The sequence below is a fragment of the Nonomuraea recticatena genome, assembly GCF_039533245.1.
Taxonomy (GTDB): domain Bacteria; phylum Actinomycetota; class Actinomycetes; order Streptosporangiales; family Streptosporangiaceae; genus Nonomuraea; species Nonomuraea roseola.
Genome location: NZ_BAAATE010000070.1, coordinates 1 through 10,483, shown reverse-complemented (window position 1 = coordinate 10,483; position 10,483 = coordinate 1). Strand labels below are relative to the sequence as shown.

Annotated in this window: 13 protein-coding genes and 1 pseudogene; 6 read left to right on the top strand and 8 right to left on the bottom strand. The window is 66.0% G+C overall.

Annotated features, from left to right (window positions below):
• Nucleotides 1–158: 158 nt before the first annotated feature.
• On the bottom strand, nucleotides 159–530 hold the full coding sequence (locus ABFX50_RS49570; protein ID WP_346158054.1) for a cyclin family protein: 372 nt from the start codon (nucleotides 528–530) through the stop codon (nucleotides 159–161).
• A gap of 221 nt (nucleotides 531–751) precedes the next feature.
• Nucleotides 752–964 (bottom strand): hypothetical protein, encoded by a 213-nt coding sequence (locus tag ABFX50_RS49565; protein ID WP_346158052.1) that lies wholly within the window; start codon nucleotides 962–964, stop codon nucleotides 752–754.
• A 562-nt stretch (nucleotides 965–1,526) separates the two neighbouring features.
• On the opposite strand from ABFX50_RS49565, the pseudogene ABFX50_RS49560 reads away from it, so the two are divergent.
• From ABFX50_RS49560 to ABFX50_RS49535, 6 genes and pseudogenes are all read left to right on the top strand, one after another.
• Nucleotides 1,527–1,805, top strand: a pseudogene (locus tag ABFX50_RS49560) (SpoIIE family protein phosphatase); the annotation flags it as partial.
• A gap of 121 nt (nucleotides 1,806–1,926) precedes the next feature.
• Nucleotides 1,927–2,895, top strand: a complete 969-nt coding sequence (locus tag ABFX50_RS49555; protein ID WP_346158050.1) for an SDR family oxidoreductase — start codon at nucleotides 1,927–1,929, stop codon at nucleotides 2,893–2,895.
• Entirely contained in the window at nucleotides 2,892–3,632 is a 741-nt protein-coding gene (locus ABFX50_RS49550) for an alpha/beta fold hydrolase (protein ID WP_346158048.1), read from the top strand. The genes ABFX50_RS49555 and ABFX50_RS49550 overlap by 4 nt, the downstream gene beginning before the upstream one ends.
• 118 nt (nucleotides 3,633–3,750) lie before the next feature.
• On the top strand, nucleotides 3,751–5,040 hold the full coding sequence (locus ABFX50_RS49545) for a hypothetical protein (protein ID WP_346158045.1): 1,290 nt from the start codon (nucleotides 3,751–3,753) through the stop codon (nucleotides 5,038–5,040).
• 314 nt (nucleotides 5,041–5,354) lie between these two features.
• Nucleotides 5,355–5,726, top strand: a complete 372-nt coding sequence (locus ABFX50_RS49540; RefSeq protein ID WP_346158042.1) for an STAS domain-containing protein — start codon at nucleotides 5,355–5,357, stop codon at nucleotides 5,724–5,726.
• Nucleotides 5,727–5,787: 61 nt separating this feature from the next.
• Nucleotides 5,788–6,075: a hypothetical protein gene (locus tag ABFX50_RS49535; RefSeq protein ID WP_346158040.1), complete on the top strand. Its 288-nt coding sequence runs from the start codon at nucleotides 5,788–5,790 to the stop codon at nucleotides 6,073–6,075.
• A gap of 257 nt (nucleotides 6,076–6,332) precedes the next feature.
• On the opposite strand, the gene ABFX50_RS49530 is transcribed toward ABFX50_RS49535, so the two are convergent.
• The 6 genes from ABFX50_RS49530 to ABFX50_RS49505 form a co-directional block, all read right to left on the bottom strand.
• A complete protein-coding gene (locus ABFX50_RS49530) occupies nucleotides 6,333–6,743 on the bottom strand; it encodes a DUF6766 family protein (RefSeq protein WP_346158038.1) in 411 nt (136 codons plus the stop codon).
• Between the two features lie 151 nt (nucleotides 6,744–6,894).
• Entirely contained in the window at nucleotides 6,895–7,188 is a 294-nt protein-coding gene (locus ABFX50_RS49525) for a DUF6766 family protein (protein WP_346158036.1), read from the bottom strand.
• Nucleotides 7,189–7,261: 73 nt separating this feature from the next.
• Nucleotides 7,262–7,558, bottom strand: coding sequence for a DUF6766 family protein (locus tag ABFX50_RS49520; protein ID WP_346158034.1), 297 nt, complete (start codon nucleotides 7,556–7,558; stop codon nucleotides 7,262–7,264).
• 58 nt (nucleotides 7,559–7,616) lie between these two features.
• Nucleotides 7,617–8,012, bottom strand: a complete 396-nt coding sequence (locus ABFX50_RS49515) for a hypothetical protein (protein WP_346158032.1) — start codon at nucleotides 8,010–8,012, stop codon at nucleotides 7,617–7,619.
• A 131-nt stretch (nucleotides 8,013–8,143) separates the two neighbouring features.
• Nucleotides 8,144–8,713, bottom strand: a complete 570-nt coding sequence (locus tag ABFX50_RS49510; RefSeq protein ID WP_346158030.1) for a hemerythrin domain-containing protein — start codon at nucleotides 8,711–8,713, stop codon at nucleotides 8,144–8,146.
• Nucleotides 8,714–9,286: 573 nt separating this feature from the next.
• Nucleotides 9,287–10,075, bottom strand: a complete 789-nt coding sequence (locus ABFX50_RS49505) for a SigB/SigF/SigG family RNA polymerase sigma factor (protein WP_346158028.1) — start codon at nucleotides 10,073–10,075, stop codon at nucleotides 9,287–9,289.
• Nucleotides 10,076–10,483 lie beyond the last annotated feature (408 nt).

The following is a 10,483-nucleotide window of genomic DNA, read 5'->3' as shown; positions in this document are numbered from 1 at the left end:
GAGCGGGTGATCGAGGAGAACCGCGCCAAGTCAGGCGAGGAGTACCGGCTGGAGACCGAAGGGCCGCACCCCGTGGGCAGCCTGCGCCTGGACCGCTAACACTTCCCCGGGCCTCCGCGTACCAGGTAACGGAGGCCTGCGGGCGACCTCACCGCTCCTCACTGCAGCCGGTGGAGCTGCGTCTCGAGCCACGCCACACAGCGCTGGATCTGTTCCCGGCTCAACCCGGTGACCCGCTCCAGATCTTCGACAGTGAGCACGTCATGCCTCTCGAAGGCGCTGGCGATCTTCCCTGCCCACAGTTCCTCATCAAGGAACGGACGACGTCGGTAGTGCTCTCGGAGAGCGACCAGGTGCTCGTAGCCGCAACTGGTCAAGAAACGCTGACCGTCGTCTTGCGCGTCACTGTCGTCCGTCACCCAAGAATCCGTGGCGATGCCGTGGACCCCCGTCCCGGGCGGGATGACCGTGCCACACCAGCCGCACCGATCAGGCGCGTTGACAGGTTCGTCCCGCATCTCGCTGTCCATGCCACCCGCCTACCCTCACGACCGTACGGCAGCAGCCGCCTTCGTCTCGGTCAGGCAAAGCTCTCGAGAAACAGTCCCGCTGCACTCCTCTCCCGCCCTCGATTCACCGAGGAGCCCTTCATGGAGGACTGTGACGACGTGCGCCTGAACGCGGAATCACGACGGCGTCCACGGCGTGGCGCAAGAACCGCAGCTGGAAGGAAGTGAAGAACACTGCCGCCTCATCGTCGCTTGGCTACATCAATCCAGCCAGTTAACGACCGTCGCGACATAGTCGCGCGTCTTCGATAGGGCAGCAGGTGCCCGACCGAAGGGAAGGTACGATGCGCCCAATCGAGGCGGCGAGCGACCACGTCGTCGACGATGGTCGTGGTGACCAACTTGTCCTGCACCCCGGCCACCAGCAGCGGGCACATGCCGAGCTGGCCGATCATTCCGTGCGCCGTATCCCGGTTGACCTAGCTAGAGGCTGGACACTACCGAGGCAATGACCGCGATGGCGTCAGGCGGCGCGCCATCCGTAGCCAGGAGCTCGTCGATCAGCAAGGCCAGCATCTCGGGCGAGGCCGTTCGAGGTCATCACCGACCACGCCACACGAGGAGGCGCCGGGATCGGCGTAGGCACGCAGCTTGAGATCGATCATGCGCTGGCCCGCCAGCTGCAGCAGTCCGGGCTCGGCCACGAGCAGCGGGCAGCCTAGAACGCGCCAAAAGGTAACCTCGTCCGGTGGGATCGACCAGGTCCGGGAAGTTACGAAGTGCACCGTGATCAGGCGCCCACGGACCAGCCGTTGGGTGACGGTGGCCTTGAGCCCGTGCGGCTGCTGAACGCTCGCAGACGCGCGCTCAACTCGGCCTTGGGATGCCTCGAGGACAGGGAAAGCGCCTGACAGACGGCGAAGGCGCCTTTCCCCAGACCGTCCGGGACGTGCCGCCGTATCCGGCCCGCAAACTCAGCACCGCCCAGCGGCGGGTGCTCAGGGCTGACCTAGACGCCGCGAGCAACTCCAACCCAGTGACCGGCTGCTGCTCTACATCGACGGCGTCATCGAAGCCCGCGACGCCGAAGGACACGAGTTCGGACGCGACCGCTTCGTCGACTTCGTCATCCGTCACCAGGCCGACGGCCTCGCCGCCCCCGAAATGTTGCGCCGCCTCATCCACGCGGTGCTGGACCACCATGACGGAGCGCTCATCGACGACGCCACCTTCTTGATGTGCGAGTGGCGCGGAGACCGCCAAGCCGCCTCGCCCATCCGGCCGCTGGAGAACTGAACGCCGCCGGTCACCTCTGAGTGGCCGGGGCCACGGTAGGGGCTGGCACCCTCCCGTATTCCCTGGCGAGGCCGGACTGCTTCATTGTTTAGCTGGTGGCCGTTGGGTAGGTCCGGTATTCATGAAGGTCAAGGACAAGGTAGTCGTAGTCACAGGGGCGTCTGGTGGCATCGGCAGAGCCACCGCGCGAGCCTTCGCCGCCAAGGGGGCCGCTGTGGTGCTGGCAGCCAGGCGGGCTGACGCCCTGGAGGAGACGGCCAAGGAGTGCGAGCGGCTCGGCGGACAGGCGCTGGCGGTCCCCACAGATGTGACGGACGTCCAGGCCGTCGAGGAACTGGCGCGGCGCGCGGTGGAGCGGTTCGGCCGTATCGACGTGTGGGTCAACTGCGCGGCCGTCACCGTATTCGGCCCGTTCAGCGAGGTGCCGCTGGAGGATTTTCGCCGTGTGCTCGACGTCAACGTCATGGGCTACGTCCACGGCGCACGGGCGGCGCTGCCCTATCTGCGTGACCAGGGCAGAGGGGTGCTCGTGAACGTCTCCTCGATCGTGGGCGTGGTGTCCCAGCCGTACACCCATGCCTACGGCATGTCGAAGTACGCGATCAGGGCGCTCAGCGCGAGCCTGCGACAGGAGTTGCGGCTGGAGGGCGCGCGGAAGATCAAGGTGTGCACGGTGCTGCCGGCCACCATCGACACACCGCTGTTCCAGCACGCGGCCAACCAGACCGGCCGCAAGCCCCTGGCAATGCCACCGGTGTACCCGCCGGAGCGGGTCGCCCGCGCGATCGTCAATCTCGTACGGTCGCCGCGCAGAGAGGTGGTTGTCGGCACCATGGGACGCAACCTCGTGAAACAGTCCAAACTCGCTCCCGGGCTGACCGAGCGGATGATGGCCGTACAGGTGGACCGCGCACACCTGTCGAGGAAGGAGCCGGCGCCGGCCACATCGGGCAATCTCTACGAGCCTGCTCCAGGATTGGGCTCGGTTGAGGGCGGATGGCACGGCAGGCGCAAGACCGCAGTGCGCCGAACGGCCACCGCGGCTGCAATGATCGGACTGATCGTCGGCGCGCGGCGCGTGCTGCGTTGACGGGCTGGCAGGCGCGGGAGTTCACCCCCGTGGCGGGGATGCGGCTGCATGCGGCGGTGTTGGGCCCGGCGTCCGCTCCCGCCCTTGTGTGCGTCCACGGCCTGGGCTGCTCCCATCGGTACTTCCTGCCGCTGGCCCGGCGGCTCGCTCCCGCGCATCAGGTGATCGCCGTTGATTTGCCAGGGTTCGGCCGCAGTACAGGCCCGGACCGCGTGCTGGACGTGCGTGGACTGTCCTTGGCGCTGGCGGGGTGGCTGCGCGCCACTGGACGCGCGTGTGCACCGCTCGTGGCCAACTCCAGCGGCTGCCAGGTGGTCGTGGACCTGGCCGTGCACGCTCCGGAGCTGCTCGGGCCCGTGGTGCTCAACGGGCCGACCATGGACAGGCGCGCGCGATCACCGTTGGCGCAGGCCGTACGGTGGCTGGCGGACGGCCCGAGGGAACGGCCGAGTCTGGCGCTGACCCTCGCCCGCGACTACCTCGACTGCGGGCCGCGCAGGCTGTTCGGGACGTTCGGCGCTCTCCTCCGCGACCCGATCGAGCGCAAGCTGGGTCACGTCCACACCCGTGCGGTCGTGGCCCGCGGCGCCAAGGACCCCATCGTCTCCCATGCTTGGGCGAGGGAGGTCGCGGACCTGCTGCCGCACGGGCGCCTGGCCGAGGTGCCCGGGGCCGGCCACACCCTTAACTACAGCGCTCCGGCGGAACTGGCCCGCATCGTCCAGTCCGTCATCTGAGCAGAAAGGTTTCCCTATGCGCCATGTACGTGCGGGCCGTGTCCAGGTCGACTTCGACTCCAGCGTCAACACGGTTCGGGCTCTGGGCCGCTTTCTTCGCGGCAAGGACCACCGCGGCATGTCGGTAGGCCCGGGTTCGGCACGGCTGGCCGCCCTGGCCTCCGCCCCGCCGCACAGCGTCCGGCGACGGATCTTCACCGGGATGGGCGCGGCTCAGGCCATCCCCCTGGATCGAGCGCGTCAGATCCGCGGTGAGGATCTCGCCCAGTGGGTCGTCGACCAGTACGGTCCCGGCCCCCATCCCGCCGTGGTGATCGGCTCGGCCAGCGGAGGGGCTGTACACCTGGCCGCCGCGCTGCGGGCGCCATTCCTGCCGCAGACGACCCTGGTCGGACTGCGCGATGCCACCAGCCACCCCGACGATCCGGCGGGCGCCATGCAGGCGCTGGCACCCACCGCGCGGCTGATTGCCAGGAACAATCCCGAGCTGGCCGTCTATCACATGCATGACCCGGCACAGGATCGGCCCATGATCGAGGCGATGGCCTACATCCGGCTGAAGCGTTTGACACTGGGCCGGGTCTACGAACGGTTCTTGGCAGAACGGCTCGCCCCCGGCGCCAGCGTCATCGTGCTCGACTGCGCCAGGCGATGGGGCTCCACCGAGGTGGGCGAACGGGCCTACTTCCAGTTCGGCTGCCTGGGTGGGCTGCCGGAGGAGGAGTACTTCGACAGCGGCGACCGCGTGGCCCGCTATCTGGCCGAACAGGACTCGCCGTGGCGTCGCTGGGAGCCGCCGACGCCTGACGCACGCCGTCCCGAGGCGGAGTGGGGCTTCCATCCCGCGCTCCTGCCCGACCTGGAGCAGGTTACCGAGCGGTACGGCTACTGCCTGCGCCGGCTCGCCGTTTCCGAGCCGCAGGACCTGAGCCGGTTTACGGCCGACCTGTACCGCTGGTGGTACTACCGCCGCGGGCTTCCCGCCACCCGGCTGGTCGTCGAGAGTTATGTGCAGTGGGATCCCCACTGGATCCTGCGCCTTGGAGCCGTGCCATTCTGGATGCGGTTCAACATGGAGCCCGACTACGAAGAGCTCGCACGGTATCTCGACGAAGGCGAGCCCTACGACAAGATCAATCTCAACTTGTTCTCTCAGGGGCTGTGGTCACCGGGAGTCGTACCGGTCGAGCGCTGGCAGGAGCTGATCGAAAAGTACGCTCGAGAGGAAGGCGAGATCGTGGGGGTCGACATCCGCGCCTATCCTCTCGACGTCGGAAGCTCTCTGCGCTACCAGCCGGCTTACGCGGCTCTGCCGTCCAGGCAACCCATGCCCGCCCCTCTCGCCATGCGGGACATCGACCGCTTCCTGGATGAGACGGACCGCGCCTATCCACTCACCTGGCGCTGACCATGGCCTCCCGCTCTTTCGAGACGAAGGGCATGCTCCAGAGTCCCAGCACCACCGGTCGAGCTGCTCTCGGCCTCCACCACACAGTGTCTCACCGGGCACCGGTGACGAGACGTCGGAGCGACGAGTGCGAAATGCCCTCGGTGGCTCTTCCACTCTGACATGTGGCAGGAGATGTTTGAGACGGCGGTGACGGGTACGAGTGGCCGTGGTCCAGAGACGCGGCCGTCCTCTTCGCATGTATGTGGAGGTGCGCGTCTCATGCTTATCACTGCAGCCGTTCGCTCTGGCGGAGGCAGGCGATGAACCTTTCCGTGAAGCTGACCGCCGTAGAGCGGGACACCGCCGTGGTCACGCTGGACGGCGAACTCGATGTCAGCAACCTCGCGCTACTGGACGCGGTGCTGCTGCCGCTGCCGGGCCGAGGCGTTCGCAACCTGGTCGTGGACGCTGCCCGTTTGCGCTTTTGCGACGTGTGCGGGTGGCGGACGCTGGAGAGCACCGACGACATCCTGGCCGCGAGTGGTGGGAGCCTGGCGATCGCCAGCCCTCCGCCCGAGCTGCGACGGCTGGCCGAGATGATGCGGGAGCTGTCCAGCCCAGCCGACCTGCCGATCAAGATGTATGACTCGGTCGACCACGCACTCGAGGAGACTTCCGGAGACCTGTCGCGGCCATACCGGTGAGACCGGCGATCATGAAACGTGGGAGGTGGAGACGGTGGTGACGGTAAGAGACGATGAGCCCATGTTCGGCTACGGCATGGACGGTCGTGCGCTTGCGACGGTGCGCGATCGTGACGCCGAGACCATCCGAACGGTGTTGCGCAAGGCGGGTCTACGAGAGTTCAGCGACCGGCACGGCGGCTTCCTCGTGGAAGGCGGATACGACGACGCGCCCTTTCTGATCCGGTGTGTCGACTGGCCTGAAGACGCCGAGCAGCAGCTTGCGCACTACGAGGCCGCGCTCCTCAAAGCCGGATACCGCATCAAGTGCGGACACGGCGACGGCCAGGCGTTGCAAGCCTGGCCGTAGGGACACCTCGTCGGGGCTACGGTGGAGTCGAGTTCCAGCGCGAAAGACGTGCCGATGATCTGGCGTAGCTCGTGCTCGGCGTCCACCACGTCGGCCATTCTTCTGCTTGTGCTCTGGAGATGCGAAGGGCTGTTGGCCGCTGCGGTGGTAGGGCCATGAGCGCTTGGAGTACTGGCGCACGCGAATGAACCATGACTTTGTTTCCCCCCCGAGCGCATGTCAAACGGATGGTCGAGCACGCGATGTCGCTGCCTGAGTCAGGTGTTTCGCGACAGGCTGGCCGGGTCGATGCCCCGCTCGCTGAGGAGCGCGTCGAGCTTGGCCTCGATACGCTCATCGCTCTCCTTGGACTGCGACGAACCCCAGAAGTACAGCATTGCGAGACCGGCGGCCTGCCAGATGAGCTGTAGGAACTCCGACTGCCAGTTTTCCAGAGTGGAAGCCATGAACTGCGGCAGATACTCCGCCCAGTCGAAACTCTGACCGTGTTCCGCCTGCTCGTTGCCGAAAGAGATGGCTTGGAAGATGAACTGTCCGCACCACGAGATGAGGAAGAAAGCACCCGTCACCAGCGCGAAGGAGTAGGCCCGGCTGAAACCAGGTTTGCGGAAAGGTGGCCTCTCGTGTGCCTTTGGCTGCTGAGCGGAGCTCTGCGTTCGTTCTGTCACGACTGATTCCTCTGACCAGAGATACCGATGAGATTCGATGTGGCTGCCCTGGTACGAATTCCGCAAACCGTGGTCAGATCCAGTCAAAGGCTGCAGGCAAAAGGCTTATGCTGTATCCCCTTGTAAGCCATGGCAGCCGGCATGAGCGGCGTCAGCCCTCCACTCCCGTCGCCTGGTGGGAGGCGCCGACCGGCTCCGGCGAGCCGCGCTGGCGCAGGTGGATCGACAGGACCACCATCGAGGCGACGGCGAGGAACTCCGACTGCCAGTTCTGCAGCGTCCTGTTCCAGAACTCGGCGCTCATGATGTAGGCGCCCCAGTCTTGCGCGTCGCGCAACTCGGACAGCCGCTGGCCGTTGTTGGCGGCCAGGCCTGCGACCGACTGGGCCAGCCAGGAGAGCACGAAGACGATGCCCATCACCCAGCCGAGCGAATTGCTGAACACCGCCCTGCGTCATCCGTCAGCTGCGGCCCAGCCCGGCGAAGGCGCGGCGTGCCTGTCCACCATCTGATCCACATCAGGCTCGCCGCCCTCCTTGCCGATCCTTGGATTCGGGTGAGCCGCGTTGCACCAGCCACACCGTGGCCAGAACGAACGGCAGGAACTGCAGGTATTCCGACTGCCAGTTCTCCGCAACGTTCACCGCGAAGTCCGACGTCGCGACATACTCCACCACCGAGATCGGCTGCCCGCCGTCCACCAGCTGCCGATCGTTGTAGTCGGCTTGCCCCGCGAACGCCTGGCCGACCAGCGCGAGCACAAAGATCAGCAGGAAGAACAGCGACAGCGAATTCTCCTTGAGGAGACGCTTCATCGGTGCATCAACCCCACCGCGAAGAACCAGCTCAACCCCACGACGATGACGGACATCGTCAGGATGAAGACCGTGCGCAGCAGTCTTCCACCTCACAGTCGTACGGCTGGTCCTCGCCCGTTGGCGTGCATCCCGCGGCTCTGATGCGCCAGCCTTCCTCGAAGCGCTGCAGGAACATCGTGTCGCCGTTCAGACGTACTTGCGCCTCGTCGCCCCACACGGCGACCGACTCCACCGCGCCAACGCGTAGTCCCAGCTCCTCGAGTGCCAGCGCGCAGGTCTGACCTTGGTCGGGCAGTTTCTGCGCGGCCTTGGGTGTCAGCAGCGCGCAGGCAGCCTCGCCCTGTTGTGCGGCCGTCGCGGCTGCGAACCGTTCCACCGTACGGGCGGGAGGACCAACGTCAAGGGCGCACTCCGCGGCCAGGAACATGAGTAGAGCGGCGAAGATCCTCATGGTGGGTGACTACCCGTGAAGACGGACAATCTTCGGGTATCTGGGCTGAGCGTGAGCGGCAAGGCGCTCGCCCGGGACGGCGAGCGCCTTGGCCCGTTCGAGGTCTCCCGCCTGAGCCACTCTGCGACCAATCAGTCTTTGCCCCGGCCGCTGAGCGCGTCACGCATCCGGTCTATCAATCCGGTGGCCGGTCCCATCAGCTTGTTGCCCGGTGGCGTGTCGGGCGCGGTCGGGTGCGGCCTGGTCGGGGCGATCTTCTTGATCGCCTCCACCTTGCGGCCCAGCTCGGCCAGCTGCTCTGCGCTGGCCGCGTCACGCAGCCGCGGGAACAGTTCGCCCTCTTCCTCCGCGATGTGATCGCGGATCTCGGCCATCAGACGAGCCAGCAGCTCGGCATGCCCCGCCTCGCCGGCGTCGCTTCGCTCCAGCTGCTTCATCGTCTCTTCCGCTTGGGCGTGCTCGGCGATTTCACGATCCGCCAACTGGTTGCCGTCGGGAAGAAGATCGCGGACGGCCGGATACAGGTAGGCCTCCTCGGCGACCGAGTGGCGCACCAACTCGATGATGACCTTCTCAGTCAGGTTCTGGCGCCGCTCGACGTCGGCCGTGCCGAGCTGTTCCAGTTCGGTGAACATCTGCTCGACCTCGCGGTGGTCGTGACTGAGGACGGCGATGACATCGTCGCCGGTTGATGTGCTCATGGCTGTGGTCCTGTTCCTCGGAATGAAGACGGCTCGAGGTAGGAGCAGCTGCTGCCCCTAACGGCACGAAGGCAAACGGCCCGGGCGAAGAGCGATGAGTCGCTTGCCCTGACGTCGAGCCTGTTTAGCGTGATGGTCGGCCTGGCTGACCTCAGCGATACTCGACCTGCCGCCCGGCCCTGGGTAGGACAGGGGAAGGGCAGGCGGCGACCAGCCCGATCAGATGGTCAGGCCGGCCGCAGTGCAGAAGCGCCCTCAGACGCCGTGACGGCGATGTGCAGACCACCGCGGGCGCCGTACTCGTCGGCCGCCAGGCCTTGTTCACCCGGTTTGCTGCGCAAAATCATGGCTCCCCTGCATTGATCGTGATTGCCACCGCTTGTACCGTCCTATCGGCCCATGCCACATTCGGCCGATACCGCCGCGCCGTCCATGGCGGGCTCTTTACCACCGCAGCACCACTGCCATCTCAGCCGCCGCCAGCAGCGCCCACCCAGGTCCAGGGATGTCTCAGCTGCCGGGAAAGCGACTATCGCAGTTGCCTGCCTAGTACGGCCATAGGGCCGCAGTCCTTCACCCGCGGGCGAGCGGGGCCTCCGCCTCGAGGCTGGCCCGTAGTCTCTTCAGTACCGCGCGCAGGATTCGAGAAACATGCATCCGGGAGATGCCTACCTCGTCGGCGATCTCCGCCTGAGTCAGGTTGCCGTAAAAGCGCAGCAGCAGGATGTTCTTCTCCCGCGGCGGCAGGGCGTCGATGAGGGGTTTGACGGCCTGGACGTCGATGAAGGTCTCGAGGCTGTCGTCCTGGTCGGGAATGAGGTCGCCGAGACACTCGTCCTCATCGCTGACCAGGCGAGCGTCCAAGGAGTACGTGCTGTAGGCGGCGGCCACGTCGAGGGTCAGGAGCACCTCCTCCTCCGTCAGGTGCATGCGCGTGGCCAGCTCGGTGACAGTGGGTGAGTGCTGCAAGGACTGGGCCAGGTCGAAGACGAGCTGGTTGAGTTCCACGCGGCGTTCCTGGTAGACACGCGGCACCCTGAGGGCCCAGGTGCGGTCGCGGAAGTGCCGCTTGACCTCTCCTGTCATCGATATGGCCGCATACCCTTTGAAGTTGTGGCCGAGACTGGCGTCGTAACCGTTGATGGCCTTCATCAAACCGAGATAGGCGACTTGGACAAGATCGTCTACAGGCTCACCGCGATTGCGATAGCGACGGGCGATCGTTTTGGCCAGGCAGCTGTACATCTGCACGAGGCGTTCGCGGATACGGTCCCGATCGGACGGAGAGGTCTCCGGGTGCGTCATGATGGCCAACAGCTCTTCGGCTGTCATGGCGTTGAATGTGATGTCCTGGACAGCCATCCCAGTTTCCTCTTGCTGTGTGGTGCGGAGGCCTGGAAGGCCAACAATCAGCTCAACCCATTCGTCCAAATGAAGCCGCTGCCGGGTCTTGGATGCCCAAAACTCCCTCATCGGGCTACCCTTAAGCTTTCCCACCTCGCTTGCGTTGACGCACAAGCTGCCGCTTGCAACACAGCGCCGATCACTCTCAAGCGCTCCCCACGCCCAGGACAGACCTGAGCTTGTTCCGCTTCAACCGACACCGTCGGTGACGTCTAAGACCGTGACTCATTTGGGGATTGATCGTTGGTTCGTTCGTGGATGCGTTCCTGTGCCGGCTGGCGCCTGATGAGTTGTGGGAGTTGTTCCTGCGGGTGGTTCCGCCGGCGCCGACGCGCCCGCAGGGTGGTGGGCGGCGGCGGGTCGACG

Coding starts and splice junctions, on each gene's coding strand:
- ABFX50_RS49570 (WP_346158054.1), bottom strand. CDS start 530: ATGGACAGCGAGATGCGGGACGAACCTGTCAACGCGCCTGATCGGTGC.
- ABFX50_RS49565 (WP_346158052.1), bottom strand. CDS start 964: ATGATCGGCCAGCTCGGCATGTGCCCGCTGCTGGTGGCCGGGGTGCAG.
- ABFX50_RS49555 (WP_346158050.1), top strand. CDS start 1,927: ATGAAGGTCAAGGACAAGGTAGTCGTAGTCACAGGGGCGTCTGGTGGC.
- ABFX50_RS49545 (WP_346158045.1), top strand. CDS start 3,751: ATGTCGGTAGGCCCGGGTTCGGCACGGCTGGCCGCCCTGGCCTCCGCC.
- ABFX50_RS49535 (WP_346158040.1), top strand. CDS start 5,788: ATGTTCGGCTACGGCATGGACGGTCGTGCGCTTGCGACGGTGCGCGAT.
- ABFX50_RS49520 (WP_346158034.1), bottom strand. CDS start 7,558: ATGAAGCGTCTCCTCAAGGAGAATTCGCTGTCGCTGTTCTTCCTGCTG.
- ABFX50_RS49515 (WP_346158032.1), bottom strand. CDS start 8,012: ATGAGGATCTTCGCCGCTCTACTCATGTTCCTGGCCGCGGAGTGCGCC.
- ABFX50_RS49510 (WP_346158030.1), bottom strand. CDS start 8,713: ATGAGCACATCAACCGGCGACGATGTCATCGCCGTCCTCAGTCACGAC.
- ABFX50_RS49505 (WP_346158028.1), bottom strand. CDS start 10,075: ATGGCTGTCCAGGACATCACATTCAACGCCATGACAGCCGAAGAGCTG.